11 protein-coding genes are annotated in these 24,100 nt (G+C 32.8%); 3 read left to right on the top strand and 8 right to left on the bottom strand.

The features are described from left to right. Positions 1 to 16: 16 nt before the first annotated feature. Entirely contained in the window at positions 17 to 1,867 is a 1,851-nt protein-coding gene (locus MED152_RS04560) for a DUF349 domain-containing protein (protein ID WP_015480692.1), read from the top strand. A gap of 74 nt (positions 1,868 to 1,941) precedes the next feature. On the opposite strand, the gene MED152_RS04555 is transcribed toward MED152_RS04560, so the two are convergent. Then, the gene (locus tag MED152_RS04555) at positions 1,942 to 2,715 is read right to left on the bottom strand and encodes a zinc ribbon domain-containing protein (RefSeq protein ID WP_015480691.1); all 774 of its coding nucleotides are present in this window, start codon (positions 2,713 to 2,715) and stop codon (positions 1,942 to 1,944) included. 2 nt (positions 2,716 to 2,717) lie between these two features. After that, positions 2,718 to 3,812, bottom strand: coding sequence for a Nif3-like dinuclear metal center hexameric protein (locus MED152_RS04550; protein WP_015480690.1), 1,095 nt, complete (start codon positions 3,810 to 3,812; stop codon positions 2,718 to 2,720). A gap of 52 nt (positions 3,813 to 3,864) precedes the next feature. Between MED152_RS04550 and lpxK the strand changes: the two genes are divergently transcribed. Both lpxK and MED152_RS04540 read left to right on the top strand, forming a co-directional pair. Then, a complete protein-coding gene (gene lpxK, locus MED152_RS04545) occupies positions 3,865 to 4,893 on the top strand; it encodes a tetraacyldisaccharide 4'-kinase (protein WP_015480689.1) in 1,029 nt (342 codons plus the stop codon). 94 nt (positions 4,894 to 4,987) lie between these two features. Continuing rightward, complete coding sequence (locus tag MED152_RS04540; protein WP_015480688.1) at positions 4,988 to 5,476, top strand: thioredoxin fold domain-containing protein; 489 nt, start codon at positions 4,988 to 4,990, stop codon at positions 5,474 to 5,476. A 67-nt stretch (positions 5,477 to 5,543) separates the two neighbouring features. Here the strand turns inward: MED152_RS04540 and MED152_RS04535 are convergent, their stop codons facing one another. The 6 genes from MED152_RS04535 to MED152_RS04510 form a co-directional block, all read right to left on the bottom strand. After that, a complete protein-coding gene (locus MED152_RS04535) occupies positions 5,544 to 6,644 on the bottom strand; it encodes an OmpA family protein (RefSeq protein ID WP_041383871.1) in 1,101 nt (366 codons plus the stop codon). A 93-nt stretch (positions 6,645 to 6,737) separates the two neighbouring features. Further along, positions 6,738 to 7,634, bottom strand: a complete 897-nt coding sequence (locus MED152_RS04530; protein WP_015480686.1) for a Ppx/GppA phosphatase family protein — start codon at positions 7,632 to 7,634, stop codon at positions 6,738 to 6,740. Between the two features lie 6 nt (positions 7,635 to 7,640). Then, positions 7,641 to 8,129 carry a histidine phosphatase family protein gene (locus MED152_RS04525; protein WP_015480685.1) on the bottom strand — a complete coding sequence of 163 codons (489 nt, stop codon included), beginning with the start codon at positions 8,127 to 8,129 and terminating at the stop codon, positions 7,641 to 7,643. 31 nt (positions 8,130 to 8,160) lie between these two features. Further along, complete coding sequence (gene pdxH, locus MED152_RS04520; protein ID WP_015480684.1) at positions 8,161 to 8,808, bottom strand: pyridoxamine 5'-phosphate oxidase; 648 nt, start codon at positions 8,806 to 8,808, stop codon at positions 8,161 to 8,163. 156 nt (positions 8,809 to 8,964) lie between these two features. Continuing rightward, positions 8,965 to 14,748, bottom strand: a complete 5,784-nt coding sequence (locus tag MED152_RS13855) for a collagen-binding domain-containing protein (protein ID WP_015480683.1) — start codon at positions 14,746 to 14,748, stop codon at positions 8,965 to 8,967. A gap of 285 nt (positions 14,749 to 15,033) precedes the next feature. Continuing rightward, on the bottom strand, positions 15,034 to 23,667 hold the full coding sequence (locus tag MED152_RS04510; RefSeq protein ID WP_015480682.1) for a choice-of-anchor A family protein: 8,634 nt from the start codon (positions 23,665 to 23,667) through the stop codon (positions 15,034 to 15,036). Positions 23,668 to 24,100: the final 433 nt, after the last annotated feature.

Raw genomic sequence — 24,100 nt, 5'->3', positions numbered from 1 at the left:
TTTAAACATTGTAGATATGTTAGATAATCAAGAAAAAGTTGTTCAAGATGAAAATGTTGTAAATTCAGAAGAATCTAAAACAGAAAGTAATTCTGAGAGCAACGTTACTCCAGTAGAAAGTGCTAATGAAGAAGCAACCCCTAATCAAGCAGATGAAAAAGAAATTCCAGTAGAGAATTATTCAGATAAAAGCTTAGAGGAGTTATTGGTTAGCTTTAAAACAGTTTTGAATAACAATCCTGTTCAGTCAGTTAAAACAGCTGTAGAAAACATTAAAAGTGAATTCAACAAGAAATTTGGAGCCCTTTTAGCTCAGAAAAAAGCAAAATTTTTAGAAGAAGGAGGTAATTCAATCGATTTTAAATTTTCTAGTCCTTTAAAGTCAGAATATAATGAGCTGCTTTTTGATTATAAAAAACGTAGAGATGCTTATTATAAAGAAATTGATACTCAATTAAATCAGAATTTAGACAAAAGAAATGATGTAATTGATAGTTTAAAATCTTTGATTGAGAATGCAGATTCTACAACAATGTATAAAGAATTTAAAGCCATTCAAGATAAATGGAGAGCTATTGGACCTGTGCCAAAGTCGCATTATAATGATACTTGGAAAACTTATCATCATCATGTAGAACGCTTTTACGATCTTTTAAATCTAAGTAACGATTTAAGAGACCTAGACTTTAAATACAATTTAGAAGAGAAGTTAAAGATTATAGAAAAAGCCAAAGCTTTGGCGAATGAAGAGGATGTAAATTACGCTTCTAAAGAATTACAAGAATTACATAAGAGCTGGAAAGAAGATATTGGGCCTGTAGCTAAAGAAATGCGTGAAGAAATTTGGCAGAAATTTAGTGATGCTACTAAGAAAATTCATGATAGAAGACATGAATATTTTAAAGAAATGCGTTCTAAGTTCCAAGAAATTGTAGAAAAGAAGCATGAGGTAATAAAAAAGCTGAATGCTTATGACACGTCTTCTAATAAAACTCATAATGATTGGCAAAAAAGTATAAAGGAGGTAGAAAAATTAAGACAAGAGTACTTTAAAGCTGGTAAATTGCCTTATAATAAAAGTGAGGAAGTTTGGCAGAAATTTAAAGAAGCTACCAAAAAATTTAATACTGCAAAAAATACTTTTTATAAACGAGAAAAAAATGAGCAGCAAGAGAATTTAAAGAAAAAAATGGCATTAATAGAAATTGCAGAATCTTTTAAGGATAGTGAAGATTGGCAAATGGCTACAAATGCAATGAAAAAAATTCAAGCAGATTGGAAAAAAATTGGTCATGTTCCTCGAAAGTTTTCTGATGATATTTGGAAAAAATTTAAAAGTGCATGTAATCATTATTTTGATCGTTTAAATAACCAAAAGAATGCTGTTAGCAAAGAGCAAGAAAAAGTAATTACAGCAAAGAAAGCGTTTTTAGAAAATTTAAAGGAAACTAAAAAAGAATCTAAAGAAGAGGTTTTAGAAGCGATTGATAAATGGAGAGATTTAGGAAGCTTACCTAAAAATTCTGGCAACCTTAAAGAAAAGTTTAATAAGCAGGTAGATAAAATGCTCGAAAATTTATCATTAGATAAAGAAGAAGTAGCAATGTTGAAGTTTACTAATCTTATTGATTCTTATTTAGCAGATAATGATACAAGAAAACTGGTTTCAGAACAGCAATTTATTCGTAAAAAGCAGGATGAAATTAATAAAGAAATTCAACAATTAGAGAATAATTTAGGGTTTTTCTCTAATGCTACAGATGATAATCCTTTAGTTAAAAATGTAAAAAACCAAGTAGAGAAGTATAGGAAAGATTTAGCTATTTGGAACTTAAAGATGGACTATCTAAGAAAGTTAGATTTCTAATTTTATAAAAAATGAAATACAAAAAAACTCGAAGCAAGCGCTTCGAGTTTTTTTATAAATATATTAAACTAAGACTAAGAAAATAACTTATCCATTTTTTCTTTTTCTTCTTCAGCTAATGCTGCATCTACTAAGATACGTCCACTGTGTTCGTCAATTGTAATCTTCTTTCTATTCGCAATTTCTAATTGAACTTGAGGCGGAATTGTAAAATAAGAACCACCAGAAGCACCGCGTTCTATGGCTACTACAGCTAAACCATTTTTAACTTTAGTTCTAATTCTATTGTAAGCAGAATATAAATGCTTGTCTAAAGACTCACCAAACTCTTTCGATTTTTCAATTAAAAGAGATTCTTCTTTTTCAGTTTCCTTTAAAATTGCATCTAATTCAGACTTTTTGTGTCCTAAATGTTGTTCTTGCTTTGCTAATTTTTCTTTAGTAGCATCAATAACTTCTAATTTCTGAGCAATTTTTGCTTTAAACTCGTTAATTCTTTTGTCTGCTAATTGAATTTCTAAGTCTTGAAATTCGATTTCTTTAGATAAAGAATCAAACTCTCTGTTATTTCTAACTTTCTGTTGTTGCTCTTCGTATTTTTTCATTAATGATTTAGACTCATCAATGGCTAACTTTTTATTGTTAATATCTGTTTCTAAGCTAGAAACATCTTTTTCTAAATTAGAAATACGTGTATTTAAACCAGCAACTTCATCTTCTAAATCTTCAACTTCTAAAGGTAATTCTCCTCTTACGTTTCTAATTTCGTCAATTCTAGAGTCTATTAATTGTAAATCATATAAAGCTCTTAATTTTTCTTCAACCGAAACTTCTTTCTTCTTTGCCATGTTTATATATAATGTATAGGATTTGTACTTTTTTCTGATAAAATGATTGCAAAATTACTAAATTTTTTTGTAAGATAATCAACCAAAAGGTTTTTTGTAAATTGTTCACTCTCATAATGCCCAATATCTGCCAAAAGTATCTTCTTTTCGGCTCTAAAAAACTCATGATATTTAAAATCTGCACTTACGTAGGCATCTGCTCCAACACTCTTTGCATTCTCTATAGCAAAACTTCCTGAGCCACCTAAAACAGCTACTGTTTTTATTTTTTTAGAAAGTAATTCTGAGTGTCTAACACAATCTGTTTGCATCGTCTTTTTGAGGTAATTCAAAAATGCTTGTTCATCCATTTCAGTTTTTAATTCGCCAACCATACCCATTCCAATGTTTTCGTGAACATTTTCTGTAGATACAATTTCGTAAGCTACTTCTTCATAAGGATGATTTTGTTTCAAAGCATTTAGTATCGTTTTTTCGTCTTTACTTTGAAAGACAATAGATATTTTGGTTTCTTTTTCAGAATGCAATTTGCCCTTTTCACCATAAGTGGGGTTAGAGTTTTCATTTCCCTTAAAAGTACCTTCTCCTAAATTACTAAAGGAACAACTATCGTAATTACCAATATTATTTTGATTCACCTTAAAAAGGGCTTCTCTAACCTCATTAGCTTTTTCTTCTGGTACATAGGTATTTAATTGCTTAATAATTCCTTTTTTAGGTATTAGAACCTTAGTGTTTTGTAGACCTAGAACTTCACACATTTTAGCTGATACTCCATGTTTAGAATTATCTAAAGCTGTATGAGTAGCATAAATGGCAATGTCATTTTTAATGGCTTTAAGAACTACTCTTTCTACATAAGAATTGCCATTTATTTTCTTTAATCCTCCAAAAATAATAGGATGAAAACTAACAATTAGATTACAGTTTTTAGCAATGGCTTCATTTATTGTATCTTCTAATGTGTCTAAAGTTACCAGTACTCCAGTTACTTCTGTATTATAATTTCCTAGTAATAATCCTACATTATCAAAAGATTCAGCATAGGCTAATGGGGCTAATTCTTCTATGTGATTTGTAACGTCTTTAATAGTCATTTATCAAATTATTGAAAATCAAAGTTAACATTTTTAATGTATTTTTACTGCAATGAAATTTCTTCGATTTTTATTGTTCCCAATTGCTGTTGTTTATCATCTAATTACAGCAATTCGTAATTTATTATTTGAGAAAAAAGTTTTCAAATCTACTAAGTTTTCTTTGCCAGTAATTGTTGTTGGTAATTTAAGTGTAGGAGGTACAGGTAAAACTCCACAAATAGAATACTTAACGAGGTTGTTAAAAGAGAAAGCTAAAATTGCCATTCTAAGTAGAGGTTATGGCCGGAAAACGAAAGGTTATATTTTAGCAAATGATTCGCATACTTCATTAGACATAGGAGATGAACCATTGCAATATTTCAAAAAATTTAAAAATATAACTGTTGCTGTTTGTGAAAAAAGAGTAGAAGGCATAAAAACTTTATTAAAAACAAAATCGCCAGAAGTTATTTTGTTAGATGATGCTTATCAGCACAGAAAAGTTGAGGGTAGTTACTATATTTTACTAACGAAATTTAATGATTTATTTACTGATGATTATTTGTTACCAACAGGTAATTTAAGAGAAAGTAGGGCAGGAGCTACAAGAGCTGATGTAATTGTAGTTACTAAATGCCCTAAAGAATTGTCTAGTTCAAAGCAAAAAGAAATTATCCAGCAACTACAAATTTATGATAAACCTGTTTTTTTTAGTTTAATCAGTTATGCTAGTAAAATTTCTGGTCATCATAATTATACTATTAACGAATTAAAAAATAAACACCTTTTGTTGGTTACAGGTATTGCAAATCCTGCACCTTTATTGGAGTTTTTGACTTCAAATGATATTGCATACACACATTTAAATTTTCCAGATCATTATCAATTTAGTAATAAGGATATCAATGATATTCAGTCTACATTTGAGAGAATTGATACTGAGGATAAATTAATTCTTACCACAGAGAAAGATTATACTCGATTACAAAATAAAGTTAATCAGCTTTCTTATTTGGAAATTGAAACTAAATTTTTAAATAATGAAGAGGTTAAGTTTAATAATCTCATAATGAATTCCATAGCTAAAAACGCCATTTAATTTTAGTGATATCATTACTTTCTAGATGGTTTGATTTCATAATTTGCAATTTTTCGATTTTTTTTGATACATTTGATAAATTTAAAAACACATTATGATGAAAAAAGTAATGTTTCCCCTACTTTGCGTTTTTGCAATTTTATTGACTTACCCACAGGAAACTAAAACAGAGAAATTAGCTATTAATGACATTAATTCAGATCGTCTGAATTGGGTGTTAACGTACAAAGAGGCCTTAAAAAGGTCTAAAGAAGAGAACAAACCAGTTCTTATGTATTTTACAGGTTCAGATTGGTGTGGGCCATGTATTCGTTTGGACAAGGAATTATTTCACACAGAAAAATTCAAGGAATTTTCAGACAAGGAATTAATTTTGTTAGAGGTAGATATACCTAGACAGCAAGATTTATTAACTCAAGATAAGTTGAGTGAGAATTTGTATTTAAAAAAGAAGTTTAAAGTAAATTCTTTTCCGACTTTAATTTTTGTGAATCACAGAGGTCGAAAAATAGCTGAAAAAAGCGGTTATATCATGACTGAGTATTACTATCCTTTTATACAGTCTGTAATACAGAAATTTTAATTAGAACAAGACACAAAAAAAAAACCGAAGTAAATTTACTTCGGTTTTTTTATGCTTTATATTTTCTTTATTTCTGATTCACTACTCTAAATGTAGTTCTTCTGTTTACTGCATGTTCAGATTCAGAACAAACAACACCATCAGCACATTTGTTAAGTAATCTTGTTTCACCAAAGCCTTTAGCATATAATTGAGTAGCATTAATTCCTTTAGAAATTAAGTAATCTGTTACGGCTTTTGCTCTTCTGTCTGATAATTCTTGATTGTCTCTTTTAGTTCCTCTCATATCTGTATGAGATTCGATGAATACAGCTACACCATCTTTAACGATTGGTAATAATCTAGCATCTATAATTTGTTTTGCACCTTCGTTTAAAGTTGCACTAGAGAAATCCCAGTTAATTGGTAATGGAGTATTGTCAATTAAAGAACAGTCTACAGCTTTCCAAGAAGATAAACCTCCTTTTTCTACCAATACTTGTTTTGTAATAGATCTGTATACAGCAGGCACAACTACTTCTTCAGTTCTTGCATCTCTAACTAATACTGTCTTCTTAATGGTAATGTATTCTGGTTCAGTTTTAACTACAGAAGTAGATGGTGGTTTTACCATTACTTTTCTAGTATATGTTTTTGTAACACCAGGAATACGTATTTTATTTACTGAAGCATCACTTGCTAATTTCTCAACAGGCATTGTTTTAAATTCAGCTGGTACTGGTTTATAACACCAATATCTACAATCATCTGGATTACTAGATTCACAATCTGGTAATTTTTCACTCATTTCCCATTTTGCAGTAGCAGCTCTAGTTTCTACTGTTTCAAATCCTTGTAAAAAACTTGCTTTTTCAATTTCTATTTTTGTACCATCTTCTTTTTCATAGTACGTAACTTCTTGAGTTCCCCAAACTGCAGGTACAATTAAAATTTCTTCACCAGCTTCTCTAACTAATACTCTTTCTTCTACAGTTTCGTATTCTGCAGGAAAAGAAACAATCTTTTTGTATTCTGGAGAAACAGCGATATTAATAGTTTCGTTTTTATAAATGTCTGGAGTTTTACAACGTACGTAACACTTTCCTGGTTCTGGATTATCAGGTAAATCTTGTCCAAAAGCAACAGTTGCTAACAACATGAAAGCAGCACTAAATACAATTTTTTTCATTGGGATAATCATTAATCAAAGTCTTTATTTATAGTAAATACAGTGTGCCAAATGTACTAAAAACATTTATAAATTTTTAGGAAATATTATAATTTATAATTTGTTGTAGTGCAAACTTTTAATTATACCATCAGAAAGACCAATTTTTGGAACATAAATTTTTCTGGCTCCACTCCATTTCATGGCAGATAAATAGATTTTAGTTGCAGGTATAATAACATCTGCTCTATCTGGGTTTAAGCTTAATTCTACAATTCTATCTTGATAGCTCATCTTTTTTAAGAATTGATATTGGGCATTTAAATATATATAAGAAATAGGTTTGCCCTCGGTTCTACCAGACATTTTGAACAATTTGTTGATGTTTCCTCCAGAACCAATTAAAGACAATTTTTTAAGATCTTTGGTGTTCTTATGAATCCATTTCTCTACGCTTGCAAAAATCTCTTTATTTACAGATTTTTTATTGTTGAGCAAACGTACAGTACCCATTTTAAAGGATTTAGAAGTGATGATTTTACCTTCAGAAAAAACGGTAAACTCTGTGCTTCCACCACCAACATCAACGTACAAATAAGAGTTGTTACCCTGAATCAGTTCATTCAAATCTGTAGATGAAATGATACTTGCTTCTTCTTTACCACCAATAATATCAATTTTAACTCCAGTTTCTTTCTCTATTTTATGAACAACTTCAGAACCATTAGTTGCTTCTCTCATTGCAGATGTTGCACAAGCTTTATAGCGTTCTACTTTATGCACATTCATTAAAAGTTTAAAAGCGTTCATGGCTTCTATCATTCTTGTGGTATTTTCTTCACTAATAACACCACCAACAAAAGCATCTGCTCCTAAACGAATAGGTACACGAACTAAAGATGATTTTTTGAATTGAGGTTCTTTACCATCTTTTACAATTACATTGGCAATTAGCAAACGTATTGCATTAGAACCAATATCTATAGCTCCGTATTTTTTTATTTCTAACAAGGAAGTTTATTTATGATTTTTTGGAAATTCAACAAGAAAAGTTTCTCCTCTTCTAATATTTTTCCAATGTTTTTCTTTGAATTTAATACCTATAATTCCGCAAGTTGTTACATGAGCAATTGGTCTGTTACCAAACTCATTTACGAAGGTATTAATACCATGATCGTGACTAAAAATAATTGCAGAATTAAAACCATCATCTAAAGCATTAACAGTTTTTACAAGGTAGCCATCGCTAAAACTATACAATTGTCTTTTAATTTGTAGGTTAAAATGAGGAAACCCAAAATTTTCGCAGAAAATAACAGCTGTGTGTAAGGCTCTATTCGCACTACTAGAGATAAAAACATCTGGTTTATCAACCATTTTGTTAAGTACCTTAGACATCAAGTGAGCGTCTTTTATACCTCTCTTTTTCAATGGTCTGTCTATATCATCTATACCTGAATATTTCCAAGATGATTTTGCATGACGAACTATATATAATGTTTTCATTGGGTTGATATTGAATTGTAAATATAAATATTTACGGGGCTAATCTTTCTAATTTCCAAGAAAAATCTTTTTGTAAAGTATATCTTATTCTATCATGTAATCTGTTAGGTCTTCCTTGCCAAAATTCTATAGAAATTGGTTTGGTAAGATAGCCTCCCCAATGTTTTGGTCTTGGTATTTCTATGCCTTCAAAATTTCTTTCGAACATATCTAAATTCTTTTCTAACTCTTCTCTAGAAGATACTACTGTACTTTGGTTTGATGCCCAAGCTCCAAGTTTACTTCCATCTGGTCTAGATTCAAAATAGCCATCAGATAAATTTTCTGGTAGGTGTTCTGCCTTACCTTTAATTATGATTTGTTGTTCTAAACCTGGCCAAAAAAACGAAAGACAAATGTTATTGTTTGCTTCTATTGCTTGTCCTTTTTCAGAAGTGTAATTGGTGTAAAATATAAAACCTTCCCAAGTAATTTTTTTTAGTAGTACAATTCTACTTTTAGGAAAACCATCTTTACCTATTGTAGATATATTCATGGCATTTGTTTCATCTACAGTTTCAGATTCATCTGCATTTTTAAACCATGTTTGAAAAAGTTCCATAGGATTCTCTGGGCAATTGCTTTCTAAAAGTTCTTGCTTTTCGTATGATTTTCTATAATTACTTAAGTCTTTTGCCATTTGTAAATTTTATAATGTAAAAATACGAATGATTTCAAAGAAATAGAAAATATAAATAGCAAAAAAAAGAGCTGACGTAAGTCAGCTCTTGGGATCAAGTAGTCTAAAAATTAATACCCCTAAAAATTATTTCGACTATTGATATTTTATATGTTTTTATCTAAAGATAATTTTAGATGTACCATAGTTTGTTTCTTTACTAGCTACTTTTAGTAACATTACACCAGTTTTAACTCTAAAGTTAAAGTCTAGTTCATTTTTACCAGTATTTAAGTTTACGTTTTCTTTGTAAATGGTTTTACCAGTAATATCTGTTAAAGTTACAGTTGCTTCAGTATCTACTTGACTAAATAGTAACAAGTTTACATTACCTTGAGAAGGGTTTGGATATGCCATAAATTCATTTTCGAACTTCTCAATTTTATTTACAATTTGATCTTCAACTGCAATTTTGGTGAACTTTACATCAGAGATTGTTAAATCTAACTCTTTTGTTTGCGCCTCAACAGGTAAGAAAGTAAATAATAATGTTGTTAAATCTTCAGCTGTTAATTTTTCTTGACTAGCACTAGATGTAAAGATATCGAAAGGTACATAATAAGTTTGCTCTTCTTCAGATAAATCTACCATTACTCTATATTGTGCTTTCCAATCTTCAATAGATTTTTTAATTAAACCTAATTCAATTAGTCCAGAACCTTTTGCTGTGAATGATAAGTAGTTGTACTCAGAATAATCAGCAGCTAAAGTACCAGGTAATAAAGATTTGTATAGTGTTAAGTAATCAAAATCACTCGTTGCTCTAAGTGCTACGTTTCTGTTGATAGCATGCTCATCATCTTGATAGGTTCTATCAAAACTATTTGATACAAAGTACTCTTTAATTTTAGTATAGTTTGAATCAAAATCTAATCCCCAGTTACCATCTGCATGATAAAAGGCATCTTCAACTTCACCATCTACTTTTACTAAACCATCATACTCATATCCATCAGCAATGTCTACTCTTAAAGTTTGCTCTAACTCTGTGTTTACTGGGTTATATCTAAACTTCACATTGTTAGCAGTCTCAGAGTAGATTTCTTCCATAGAGATCTCAGTATTCAATCCTTTTTGAGTGCTTCTTAAAAGTACTACAAGTTCATTTTTCTCTCTAGAAATTTTAGCAGCATAAGTTTTAGGCACTTTCTGCACTTCTGTTTGAGTCACAGGAATAAATGCTTTTAAGTTGTTTAAAATATCTACTACTAATTTTTGAGTATCAGCAGGGTTTGTAGTCCAAACCTGGAAGTTATATACATCGTTAAACTTGATGTAGTTGTTTACATACCAGTTGGTTTGAATAGTATAATTAGTATCGTTATTATTCTTAGCAGTTGCAAAAGAGATCGCATATTCTACAACACCATTTCTCTGCTTAATACCTTGCATTAAGAAGTTGTAACCTTCTAATTGTACAGTTTGAATGTTTAAGATTTCAGCACCTCTTAATCTATCACAAGAAGCTTTGGTATGGTTGTAGATTTTATCTGATGTTTTTACACCTAATACTACCCCTTTTGTTTTACCATCTAAAGAGAAATCTACAGACAATACTTCATCAGCTATTGTGTAATCTAAGATATCAGTAGGAGAGGTCACATTAGCGATATTACCAGCTACTAATTCAGTAGGGAACATGTCTAACATTGTTTGCCTTTTACCTTGATAAGGCTGCTCAGCTTTCATCTTAGCCTTGTTGTACAGATTAGCATCAGATTTTACGAAAGTAGTAGGAACAGAGTTCTTTTTTCTACCCACATAAATCTTAGAGATTACATCTCCTAAAGACTCAGACTCAACTCCACCAGAATTACCTCCTGTAACTTCTCCAGAGGTTATAGTAACTGGAATGTCGATAGTTATAGTACAATCATTACTTGTGGCAGTAACTGCAACAATAAATGAACCAGCTTCTGTAAATTCTTGTGTTATTGGATTAGTGTTTTGAAACTTTCCTGGTCCACTTCCTGGCCCACTTCCTGGTAATGTCCAAGAGAAAGAAGTAAATGAACTTGCATTATCAATAGTAAATGTTTTTACAATTTTACCTCCTGTAGATGGTAAAGTTGTTACGCTCACAATCGGTTCTAAAACTGGTAATACTATAACTTGTTGGGTTGTTGAATTTGAGCCATAGGTATTTGTAGCTGTAAGTGTAACTGTATATGTACCATCATTTGCATAGTATTTATCAGGATTCATTTCTGTACTAGTAGTACCATCTCCAAAACTCCATAAATAAGTAATTGGTGCATCTGGTTGCACAGTTCCTCCTGTATGCGTTGTGTTTTCGAAAGAAAAATCATTCTCTACAAAACATTGTGGATTTACATTGATGTTAAAATCTGGTGTTGGAGCAACACCTACAATTGGTGGACAAGTTGTGGTTGCTGCAAATTTTTGACAGTGAATTGTACCACCATCATGAATTAAAGATTTTGCAATTACTTGACCAAATATATCTTCTTTATTTACTGATTTTTCTATAGCGGCATTTGGTGCAAAAATAGTTCCGTAAATTTCTTCTGATCCAACTAAATTCAGTTCAGTAGTATTCGAGAAATTATACATTACATAAGGGCTGTCTATCGCACTAAAACCTCTTTGCTCCCAAACATTCCAATTAAATGTTCCTGGGGCATCTACATTAATTATTAAAATTCGATCTGCGTTGGCATTTCTTTGTGCTTCGAAAATACTTGTAGCATTTAATTCTGCACCAGTAATGTTTAAATAATTGATACCGTTATTTAAGAATATTTCTGTATGATTTGCTAAATTGGTGTTGGAAATAGAATTTCCATTATCATCCTCTAAAACAGCATTATTGGCATTTAATGCTAAATTAGTGGCATTTGTTCTTAGGCTTTGGAAAGCACTAGAAAAATCGATTAAATTATTTTCATAAACAGGGTTATTTCCTGCACTCACTCCATAAGTAGGTGAGTTGTTATTCATTTGAATTCTTGAAGAAGAGTTATAAGTTCCATTTGGAGTTATTCTCATGTTTGCTGGTGCATTATTTTGATCAAAATACCATGCCACAGAACCATTACTGTTTCCTATTTTAGTATAATAATTAGGATTTACTACAGTTAACAAACCAGCAGGATTTGTACCTCCTGTTGGGCATACTCCCTGAGTTGTTTTAGTTACTTCAAAATTATCAATTAAATTACCATAAGATAAGTTGTTGTATGGTTGGCTAGAAACCGCTTGAAATACAAAATAAACTTTATTTTCTCCTGCAGGCACTGTATATGAACCTGTATAATTTTGCCATGCATTTTGATCGGTACTCATTGTACTTACAGTAGTTGCAGAATTTAAAGACACCCCAATTTTTACATCAGCTACATCAATTCCACGTCTTCCTCTATGCCATATAGACCAATTTAATACAGAGCCTGGCTCAGCACAAATAACTTGATATAGTGCAGCTCTTTGTGTTGCATTTATTTCAGCAATAAAATTACCACTTTGTGCATTTTTACCTTGAAAACCAGATTTCCAAATCTCAATTTTATTGTCAGTAGCAGTAGTATACCAACCAGGTATATCAACTTCATTCTTTAATGTCCAAGTAGATGGATTTGCTCCTTGTTCAAAACTTCCATTATTCACAATGGTTGGATCTCCACAATTACACTCATCATCATCTGTATTAATTACCGTATTTAATGGGTAATTTACACGACCGTTTACTAATAGACCTGTTTTTAATCCATTTGTATCAAAATCTCCACAATCATCAGAAGCTACATTGTAATTACCTTTTATAGTTAAGTTTTCACCTACTGCTACAGCACCTTTACTCTCATTTTCAACCACTTCTAAATTTTCTTCTACAAAGACATTAAAACCTTGGGCAGGTGCAGTTGGACTTTGATTACAGTTAAAAACAGTGTTTACTGTTACAGTAACTGTTGCTGTTGAAGTATCTCCATTAGCATCTGTTATGGTGTAATCAAAGGTATCATTACCAGTGAAACCTGAATTTGGTGTATATAATATAGTATCGTCTGTTGGATCATTTGGTGTTCCATTATCATCTACAGACAAGGTTCCTCCATTACTAGATGTTGCATTGGGTAAAGAAATTGCACCAGTATTAGGCCCATCGTTCCCAAAAGTATCGTTATTTAAAACATCTATAGTGTTTGCAGGGCTGTTTTCATTTACTGTTGCTGTGTCATTAGATGCTGTTGGAACATCATTTACAGTTAAAGTAACTGTTATTTCTTCAGGGCAAACATTGTCTACAGCAAATATCTGTAAGGTGTAATCTCCAGCATCAGAAAAACCAACAGTACCTAAGTTTAAGGTTGTATTAGTAGATAGAATAGATGAAGAAGCCGAATTTTTAAACCATTTGTAGGTTAGGTTGGCTGTGCTATTTGTACCTGGTGGAATTGTATAATTGGGATTTCCTGCAGCAAAAGTAGTTGTTGATATTGATGAAGCACTAACTGTAAAAGAAGCATTATCATTCTCATTAACTGTTAAACTTGTTGGAGCTGTATTAACTGTAATTTGTTCTGCAGTTGTAACCTTACTGCTAGTTGATTGTCCAGAAACCTCAGAACCACCTACTGTAGTACCTACTGCAGTTGGAATTCCATTATTATTAACAGGAGTAGGGAAGTTGAGTAAACTACCTCCATTACTACCACCAACAAGCGTATTATTTACGGTGGCTGATGTATACGAATTATTTGCTTCAATAGCATCTGGACATCCATCATTATCTGAATCTGTGTCTTTACTATCTGGTAGGCCATCTCCATCTGTATCTCTGCTTATACAATCTGATGAAAAATAGTTGAACAAAACCAAATCTAAACCACCTAATGAGGGGTTTGTATTGGTTGGAAAAGTTGTCCAATCTAAAAGGTTAGCTGTGTTGTAATCTGGAGGAAAAATAGAGTACCCATAAACTGTGGTTCCGTTTGCAACTCCGAAATCTGCAAAATTAACCGCTCTTATTGCTACATCTTGATTTAATGCTGTGCTTGGTCTGAATTCTGTATCTGATATTTCTTTTCTTAATACTGTAGAGGGTAACTTTTCTATGGTTGTCATAGAACTTGTGGTCACTCTGTAAACCGAACTATAAGAAGTTGGTGTACCATTATTATCTATACTAGTAATAATTGCAATATCAATAAAATTGTTTTTTCCTCTTTCACCAACAGTTACGTATTGATTAGTATTCGAGTTAATATAATAACCATCATCAAAAACTACATCTACTCTTTCTATATTATTATTGTTTTGAGAAGACATACTATTATCAAACACATTATCACTACCTACATTGTAAAATCCATGCGAAAAGGTTTCAGCCATGTTGTTTACTTCTGTTGTATGTAATTGAGTTGCGTTAGCAGTACTTGAATGGCCATCATTTTCAATCCAAATAATTTGGTTGGTAGGAGCAGTACCACTTGTAGCTCTTCTAAAGGTAATGTTACCAACAGATGCATCTTCGTCTACCTTAATTGTATTTCCAGAACTTAGAACAAAACCTTCTAAACGTTTTCCTAAACTTGTTCCATAAGATAGGGTATAAGAAGTGTTTTGAGAAAATGGTGAAGCCGAGTTTGAAAAAGAGTTTACAGTTTTGGTAGACGCTGTTTGTGGTTTATTTTCTATAATAAATGATGTAATTGTACCAGATGCCAAAGGTGGGCAACTAAACTCATCTATATCTAAGATGCCATCATTATCATCATCTAAATCGATACTATTGGCAATACCATCTCCATCACAATCTGTAGCATTGACACATTGCGCATTTACGTTTAAGGTTGAAAAGAAAATAAATAAAAACGTTGCTGCAATTTTAAGCAGTGAGAAGTTCTTTTTATTAACCACAGTTTCATTGATGTAATCCATTAGGGATGTAACATTTTAGTAGATTATAATAATAATCTAAAGTTGAAATAGGGTATTAATAAATTTTGGGGTGTAGCAAATATACATTTTTTATAATAAGTTTAACGTAATTTATATGAAAATCAAGTAATTGAGCAGTGTTTTTATCTTTTATTCGCAAGTAAGTTTAATTAAACCAGTATGCAATACAAAAAAAAAGAGCTGACGTAAGTCAGCTCTTGGGATCAAGTAGTCTAAAAATTAATACCCCTAAAAATTATTTCGACTATTGATATTTTATATGTTTTATCTAAAGATTATTTTAGATGTACCATAGTTTGTTTCTTTACTAGCTACTTTTAGTAACATTACACCAGTTTTAACTCTAAAGTTAAAGTCTAGTTCATTTTTACCAGTATTTAAGTTTACGTTTTCTTTGTAAATAGTTTTACCAGTAATATCTGTTAAAGTTACAGTTGCTTCAGTATCTACTTGACTAAATAGTAACAAGTTTACATTACCTTGAGAAGGGTTTGGATATGCCATAAATTCATTTTCAAACTTCTCAATTTTATTTACAATTTGATCTTCAACTGCTATTTTGGTGAACTTTACATCAGAGATTGTTAAATCTAACTCTTTTGTTTGCGCCTCAACAGGTAAGAACGTAAATAATAATGTTGTTAAATCTTCAGCTGTTAATTTTTCTTGACTAGCACTAGATGTAAAGATATCGAAAGGTACATAATAAGTTTGCTCTTCTTCAGATAAATCTACCATTACTCTATATTGTGCTTTCCAATCTTCAATAGATTTTTTAATTAAACCTAATTCAATTAGTCCAGAACCTTTTGCTGTGAATGATAAGTAGTTGTACTCAGAATAATCAGCAGCTAAAGTACCAGGTAATAAAGATTTGTAAAGTGTTAAGTAATCAAAATCACTCGTTGCTCTAAGTGCTACGTTCCTGTTGATAGCATGCTCATCATCTTGATAGATTCTATCAAAACTATTTGATACAAAGTACTCTTTAATTTTAGTATAGTTTGAATCGAAATCTAATCCCCAGTTACCATCTGCATGATAAAAGGCATCTTCAACTTCACCATCTACTTTTACTAAACCATCATACTCATATCCATCAGCAATGTCTACTCTTAAAGTTTGCTCTAACTCTGTGTTTACTGGGTTATATCTAAACTTCACATTGTTAGCAGTCTCAGAGTAGATTTCTTCCATAGAGATCTCAGTATTCAATCCTTTTTGAGTGCTTCTTAAAAGTACTACAAGTTCATTTTTCTCTCTGGAAATCTTAGCAGCATATGTTTTAGGCACTTTCTGCACTTCTGTTTGAGTTACAGGAATAAATGCTTTTAAGTTGTTTAAAATATCTACTACTAATTTTTGAGTATCAGCAGGGTTTGTAGTCCAAACCTGGAAGTTATATACATCGTTAAACTTGATGTAGTTGTTTACATACCAATTGGTTTGAATGGTATAATTAGTATCGTTATTATTCTTAGCAGTTGCAAAAGAGATCGCATATTCTACAACACCATTTCTTTGCTTAATACCTTGCATTAAGAAGTTGTAACCTTCTAATTGTACAGTTTGAATGTTTAAGATTTCAGCACCTCTTAATCTATCACAAGAGGCCTTGGTATGGTTATAGATTTTATCTGATGTTTTCACACCTAAAACTACCCCTTTGGTTTTACCATCTAAAGAGAAATCTACAGATAATACTTCATCAGCTATTGTGTAATCTAAGATATCAGTAGGAGAGGTAACATTAGCGATATTACCAGCTACTAATTCAGTAGGGAACATGTCTAACATAGTTTGCCCTTTACCTTGATAAGGCTGCTCAGCTTTCATCTTAGCTTTGTTGTAAAGATTAGCATCAGATTTTACGAAAGTTGTAGGAACAGAGTTCTTTTTTCTACCCACATAAATCTTAGAGATTGCATCTCCTAAAGACTCAGACTCAACTCCACCAGAATTACCTCCTGTAACTTCTCCTGAAGTTACTGTTACAGGGAATCTGTGTGTTTTAGTACATCCATTTTGATCTTCAGCAACAATTTCTACATAGTATAAACCAGCATCTGTAATAGTTGCATTTACTGTAGTTACATTTGTACCAAGATTGGCAACTAATGTTCCATCAGATTCAACTAAAGACCAATCATAAGTTTGGAATACAGCTGGATTATCTACTGTGAAAGTTTTTGTAACACTTCCATCACCATTACTTGTAGAGTTAATTGTTAATGTAATGTCTAAATCTTGTTTAACAGTTACTTGAGTTGTGGTTGTATCTGAACCAACACCATTAGTAGCAGTCATGGTTACAGTATATGTACCAGAATTTGCATACGTTTTAGTAGGACTCATTAACGTACTAGTAGTACCATCTCCAAAATCCCAAGCATACGTAATAGGGTCATTTGGTTGCGATGTGTTACCAGTATTTGATGTATTTGTGAATTCGAATGAGTTACCATCAAAACATTGGTTATTCAAGTTTACATTGAACTCTGCAGTTGGTGCAACACCTGTACTAGTAGTACAACCAGAAATTGTTGGAACAAAATTGGCTGAGTGTACTTCTCCACCTGCATGATTAAATGATTTTCCAATAACCTGACCTTCTATGTTAGATTGGTTTACAGTTTTGTTTATATCTGCAAAAGGAGCAAATAAAGAACCTACAACTGTAGAGTTACCGACAACATTTAAAGTAGTTGTGTTATAAAAGTTGTAAATAATATAAGGTGCATCTTGCTGACCAACGCCTGCTTGATTCCAAACGGTCCAATCAAAAGATCCTGCAGCATCTACATTTATTACTAAAATATTAGTTGCACTAGGCTTATTGTTATAAGTAAATACACTTACGTTATTTAAATCTGAACCAGTTACGTTTAGATAATTAACACCAGCTTGTAAATTAATTTTTACTTGATTTGGTAAGTTAGTGTTCGAAATTGGTTGCCCATTAGGATTTGTTAACTGAGCATTGTTTGCATATTGAGATAAATTTGTAGAGTTACCTCTTAATGTTTGAAATGCGCTAGCAAAATCTATTACGTTACTCTCAAATATTGGATTATTTGTAGATGATACGTTTAATTGATTTGCATTTGCTTGTAAACTAATTCTTGGTGAAGAATTGTAGCTTGAGTTTTTAGTAACTCTAATAGGAGAAAATGCATTGTTTTGATCTTTATACCAAACAACAGATCCATTACTTTCACCAATTTTTACATAAGTATTTTGGTTGATTTGTAAAGAATTTCCTGATTGATAATTTACTTTTCCACCAACAACTAAACCAACAGTTACATTGTTTACTTGGAAAGAACCAGGGTCATTAGTCGTTATTTGATAGTTTCCTGAAATAGTCAAGTCACCACCTGTAGCAACACTACCTTCAGTTTCATTAGTAGATAATTGTAAACCTTCTAAAGTAAATACGTTAAATCCTAAAGCAGCATCAGTTGGAGATTGATTACAACCACCTTCTGTAACCGTAAAAGTAACATCGTCAGATGAAGCAGCACAGTCACCATCAGCAGCAATTGTATAACGAATCACTACTGTAGTATCTGTAGATACATCAGCAGGAGTATAAATATTTCCGTTTATAGTTCCTCCACCAGAAACTACTGTGAACGTTCCACCTGTAGGATTACCTGTAAGAGTTTTAGTTTGCCCTTCATTAATTGTAGTAGCTGTAGTTGTATTGTCAGCAACTACATCACACACAGGAGTTACTGTAAAAGTAACATCATCAGTTGTAGCAGCACAATCACCATCAGCAGCAATTGTATAACGAATCACTACAGTTGTGTTTGTATTGATATCAGCTGGTGTATAAGTTGAACCAGAGATTGACCCTCCACCAGAAACGATAGACCAAGTACCACCAGCAGGCGAACCTGATAATGTTTTAGTTTGACCTTCAGTTATTGAAGCAGTAGAAGTTGTATTGTCAGCAACTACATCACACACAGGAGTTACTGTAAAAGTAACATCATCAGTTGTAGCAGCACAATCACCATCAGCAGCAATTGTATAACGAATCACTACAGTTGTGTTTGTATTGATATCAGCTGGTGTATAAGTTGAACCAGAGATTGACCCTCCACCAGAAACGATAGACCAAGTACCACCAGCAGGCGAACCTGTTAATGTTTTAGTTTGACTTTCAGTTATTGAAGCAGTAGACGTTGTATTATCAGCAACTACATCACACACAGGAGTTACTGTAAAAGTAACATCATCAGTTGTAGCAGCACAATCACCATCAGCAGCAATTGTATAACGAATCACTACAGTTGTGTTTGTATTGATATCAGCTGGAGAATAAGTATTTCCATTGATTGATCCACCACCAGAAACGACAGACCAAGTACCACCAGCAGGAGTTCCTGTAAGAGTTTTAGTTTGACCTTCAGTAATTGAGGCAGTAGAAGTTGTATTGTCAGCAACTACGTCACACACAGGAGTAACTGTAAAAGTAACATCGTCAGTTGTAGCAGCACAATCACCATCAGCAGCAATTGTATAACGAATCACTACAGTTGTGTTTGTATTGATATCAGCTGGAGAATAAGTATTTCCATTGATAGAACCTCCACCAGAAACGATAGACCAAGTTCCACCAGCAGGAGTTCCTGTAAGAGTTTTAGTTTGACCTTCAGTAATTGAGGCAGTAGAAGTTGTATTGTCAGCAACTACGTCACACACAGGAGTAACTGTAAAAGTAACATCGTCAGTTGTAGCAGCGCAGTCACCATCAGCAGCAATTGTATAACGAATCACTACAGTTGTGTTTGTATTAATATCAGCAGGAGAATAAGTATTTCCATTGATAGAACCACCACCAGAAACGATAGACCAAGTTCCACCAGCAGGAGTTCCTGTTAATGTTTTAGCCTCACCTTCATTAATAGTAGCAGTAGAAGTTGTGTTATTAGCAACTACATCACATACAGGAGTTACTGTAAAAGTAACATCATCAGTTGTAGCAGCGCAGTCACCATCAGCAGCAATTGTATAACGAATAACTACAGTTGTGTTTGTATTGATATCAGCTGGAGAATAAGTGTTTCCATTGATTGAACCACCGCCAGAAACGATAGACCAAGTTCCACCGGCAGGAGTTCCTGTAAGAGTTTTAGTTTGACCTTCAGTAATTGAGGCAGTAGAAGTTGTATTGTCAGCAACTACATCACATACAGGAGTTACTGTAAAAGTTACATCATCAGTTGTAGCAGCACAATCACCATCAGCAGCAATTGTATAGCGAATCACTACAGTTGTGTTTGTATTGATATCAGCTGGAGAATAAGTATTTCCATTGATTGATCCACCACCAGAAACGATAGACCAAGTACCACCAGCAGGCGAACCTGTTAATGTTTTAGCCTCACCTTCATTAATAGTAGCAGTAGAAGTTGTATTGTCAGCAACTACATCACACACAGGAGTTACTGTGAAAGTAACATCATCAGTAGTCGAAGCACAATCACCATCAGCAGCAATTGTATAACGAATCACTACAGTTGTGTTTGTGTTAATATTAGCTGGAGTATAAGTTGAACCAGAAATAGAACCACCACCAGAAACGATAGACCAAGTTCCACCAGCAGGAGTTCCTGTTAATGTTTTAGCCTCACCTTCATTAATAGTAGCAGTAGAAGTTGTGTTATTAGCAACTACATCACATACAGGAGTTACTGTAAAAGTAACATCATCAGTTGTAGCAGCGCAGTCACCATCAGCAGCAATTGTATAACGAATCACTACAGTTGTGTTTGTATTGATGTCAGCTGGAGAATAAGTATTTCCATTGATAGAACCTCCACCAGAAACAATAGACCAAGTTCCACCGGCAGGAGTTCCTGTAAGAGTTTTAGTTTGACCTTCAGTAATTGAGGCAGTAGAAGTTGTATTGTCAGCAACTACGTCACACACAGGAGTAACTGTAAAAGTAACATCGTCAGTTGTAGCAGCACAATCACCATCAGCAGCAATTGTATAACGAATCACTACAGTTGTGTTTGTATTGATATCAGCTGGAGAATAAGTGTTTCCATTGATTGAACCACCGCCAGAAACGATAGACCAAGTTCCACCAGCAGGCGAACCTGTTAATGTTTTAGCCTCACCTTCGTTGATGGTAGCAGTAGAAGTTGTATTGTCAGCAACTACATCACATACAGGAGTTACTGTAAAAGTAACATCATCAGTTGTAGCAGCACAATCACCATCAGCAGCAATTGTATAACGAATCACTACAGTTGTGTTTGTGTTGATGTCAGCTGGAGAATAAGTATTTCCATTGATTGAGCCTCCACCAGAAACAATAGACCAAGTTCCACCAGCAGGAGTTCCTGTTAATGTTTTAGCCTCACCTTCGTTAATAGAAGCAGTTGATATTGTATTGTTGGCAGTAACACAAATAGGAGTTACTGTAAATGTTACATCATCAGAAATATCCGAACAAGACCCAGAACCTGCAACTGTATATCTTAGTTTTACAGTTGTGTTTGTATTGATGTCAGCTGGAGAATAAGTACTTCCATTGATTGATCCACCACCAGAAACAATAGACCAAGTACCACCTGCAGGAGTTCCTGTTAATGTTTTAGTTTGACCTTCAGTTATTGAAGCAGTAGAAGTTGTATTGTTAACAACAATTTCTGCTGGTTGAGAAATAGTTACGTTTGCACCTAAGTCTCTTTTATATTCACCATTACCCCATCTAACCCATACATCGTAAGTTCCAGGGCTAAGATTAGAGTATGTTACACTACCAGAATCGTCTGCAACTTTGGTAAAGAAATTAGAACCACCATCTAAACTAAATTCAATATGAGTTCTTGTAGTAGCATCTTCAAAGTTAAAAGTTATTGATCCGTCATTTAAACCATAACAAGTTACATCTGTACTGCTAACAGTTACAGATTGTAAAACTTTTACAGAAAAAGTAACATCGTCAGTTGTAGCAGCACAATCACCATCTGCAGCAATAGTATACCTAATTGTTACGCTAGTGTCGCCATTTACGTCTGCTGGAGTGTAAGTGTTTCCATTGATAGAACCACCACCAGAAACGATAGAGAATGTTCCTCCTGCTGGAGAACCACTTAATGTTTTTGTTTCAGCTTCAGTAATAGAGGCTGTTGTAGTTGTGTTATCTGCAACAACATCACAAACAGGAGTTACTGTAAAAGTGATGTCATCTGATGTAGCTGAACAAGTTCCATTAGCTGCAACAGAATAACGAATTACTACATTTGTATTTGTATTAATATCATCTGGAGTATAAGTAGATCCGTTGATAGAACCACCACCAGAAACAATAGAAAATGTTCCTCCTGCTGGAGTACCGCTTAAAGTTTTAGTTTCATTTTCGGTAATTGTAGTAGTATTGGTAGTATTGTCAGCTACTTCACAAGGTACACATACTATAACTTCTACAGCATCTATGTCATAGTCTACATCGTTAATATCTCCTTTATCAAAAGCAACATATCTAAAGCTAGAGTTTGAAGTTACAGTTGTAGTGATAAAATTATTAGAGTTAGTTTGAGGTCTAGTAGGATGATTTACAAAGTTTGAGTTCGATGAAGTTGATTCAGACAAATCTATATAAGCAGTTCCACTAACTCCACTTCTTACTTTCCAAGTTATTCTGTATTCTGTACCTGCTGGAAAAGTTTGATTAAAGTCTACAACTAATGTTTGGTTGCTATTATGAATTTCAGCAAAGCTACCATCTGGAGCACCAGCTACATTGTTTTTTCCATTTACATTATTTACATCTTTTTGATATGAGGCGTAAGTGCTAGTACAAGTAGATCCTGTACCTGCAGGAACCGTAATTGTATAGTCAGTGAAACAATCATCGAAATTAGAAAAGGCTCTAATTATATAAGTTCCACCATTATTCAATACATTAGAAATTATTGTTGCTGGTAAAGAATTTGGTAAAGCAGTAGCAGTAGCAATTGTTGTTGGCCCATCATATGTGCCAGCGTTTAAGGTACTAATGCCATAAAATTGTGTTGTATTTGATGAATTGATTTTTACAGAACCGTCATTATTTGTTGGTGTAACTGCGCTTAAATTTAACGTAGGTGAAGTTGGGCAACAGTTTGATGATGTATTTTCGTTCAACATCACCTCTGGTTGTCTATCATTATCTTCAGGAACTAACCAAATTGCATCTGAAGCACTTAATGTACCATTACTAACCCAAGTTTTAATATTGCTAACAGAATAGGTGTTGCCATCTGCACCTGTCCATTGATAGTTATAATTTGATGTGTCTAAATTATCTGTGTAGTGCCAAACTGCTACAGCAATTGCTCTATAGAAATTATCTGTTAAGCTAGAAGGAGCAGAGCTAGGAGCATAAGAATTATGCTTCATTAAACTCATTACTCTTTGAACCTTGTTTATAATTGAACTTGTAGATAAATTGTTATTGTTAAAGCTAATATCAGCTGCAGGATTCAATGTAGTATTAAATACATCATCATCCTTTGGAGCAGTATCATATAAACTTAAACAAAATGAAGGAATTCCACTATTATTAATAGTAGACCTAGAAATACCCCAAGAACTTGCTTCAGTAATTAATAAAGAACTTTCTGGAGAACAAACATTTGTTCTACTACTTGTAGAAAAATTGTTTAGGCTAGAAAAATCTTCATAATTAGTTTTAGAGCCAGACTTAGCAGTTGTGTTGCTAGATTGTCTGATGCTTTCCTTACCAGTAGGATTAGCAGTATTTTGTGCTAAAACTCCTGATGCTCCTAAAAATGTAGCAAGCAAAAATGTTAATAAGACTTTTGAATTCAATTTCTTTACTAGAGTAGAGAAAACGAATTGTTTCGTTTGGGGTTGTGTAATTTTTTTCATGGCGTGAAAAAGGTTATAAAATAGGGTTACAACTTTTATTCTCCTTTATGAACAAGACTTTAGAGGTTTCGAACTTAGGGTAGAATCGTTAGTTAGACGTTGATTTCGTATGCTAATTAAAAAGCATTAAAAATCTATACTTTTACCTTAGTAAAGTAATTGGCCTAAATCTAATTCGGATTTAATTATGTTAATAATTGAATTTTGGCTCACTGAAGATCTCAGAGAGTTTTGCGGATTAGGGTGTAAATTTTTCTTCATCGAAAAAGTTTTAATTTAGGGTTAATACTTTACTATCAAGAACAAAATTATCTTATTTTGGTCTTAGGGGTGTGATTTTTTCGTTAAAGGACAGTATTATTTCGATAACTGAACAATAAACGAATTTTACTCGCTTATGAAAAGTTCAATGAGGGGTAAATTGCTGAATTTG

This window comes from Polaribacter sp. MED152, assembly GCF_000152945.2.
In the GTDB taxonomy this organism is placed as follows: Bacteria; Bacteroidota; Bacteroidia; order Flavobacteriales; family Flavobacteriaceae; genus Polaribacter.
Note: the sequence above shows the minus strand (reverse complement) of the source record. Positions and strands in the feature narration are given on the sequence as shown.

Bases quoted from the DNA above. Each gene is read 5' to 3' on its own strand.
- MED152_RS04555 (WP_015480691.1), bottom strand. From the start codon at position 2,715: ATGGCAAAGAAGAAAGAAGTTTCGGTTGAAGAAAAATTAAGAGCTTTA.
- MED152_RS04535 (WP_041383871.1), bottom strand. From the start codon at position 6,644: ATGAAAAAAATTGTATTTAGTGCTGCTTTCATGTTGTTAGCAACTGTT.
- MED152_RS04540 (WP_015480688.1), top strand. From the start codon at position 4,988: ATGATGAAAAAAGTAATGTTTCCCCTACTTTGCGTTTTTGCAATTTTA.
- lpxK (WP_015480689.1), top strand. From the start codon at position 3,865: ATGAAATTTCTTCGATTTTTATTGTTCCCAATTGCTGTTGTTTATCAT.
- MED152_RS04560 (WP_015480692.1), top strand. From the start codon at position 17: ATGTTAGATAATCAAGAAAAAGTTGTTCAAGATGAAAATGTTGTAAAT.
- MED152_RS13855 (WP_015480683.1), bottom strand. From the start codon at position 14,748: ATGGATTACATCAATGAAACTGTGGTTAATAAAAAGAACTTCTCACTG.
- MED152_RS04525 (WP_015480685.1), bottom strand. From the start codon at position 8,129: ATGAAAACATTATATATAGTTCGTCATGCAAAATCATCTTGGAAATAT.
- MED152_RS04550 (WP_015480690.1), bottom strand. From the start codon at position 3,812: ATGACTATTAAAGACGTTACAAATCACATAGAAGAATTAGCCCCATTA.
- MED152_RS04510 (WP_015480682.1), bottom strand. From the start codon at position 23,667: ATGAAAAAAATTACACAACCCCAAACGAAACAATTCGTTTTCTCTACT.
- pdxH (WP_015480684.1), bottom strand. From the start codon at position 8,808: ATGGCAAAAGACTTAAGTAATTATAGAAAATCATACGAAAAGCAAGAA.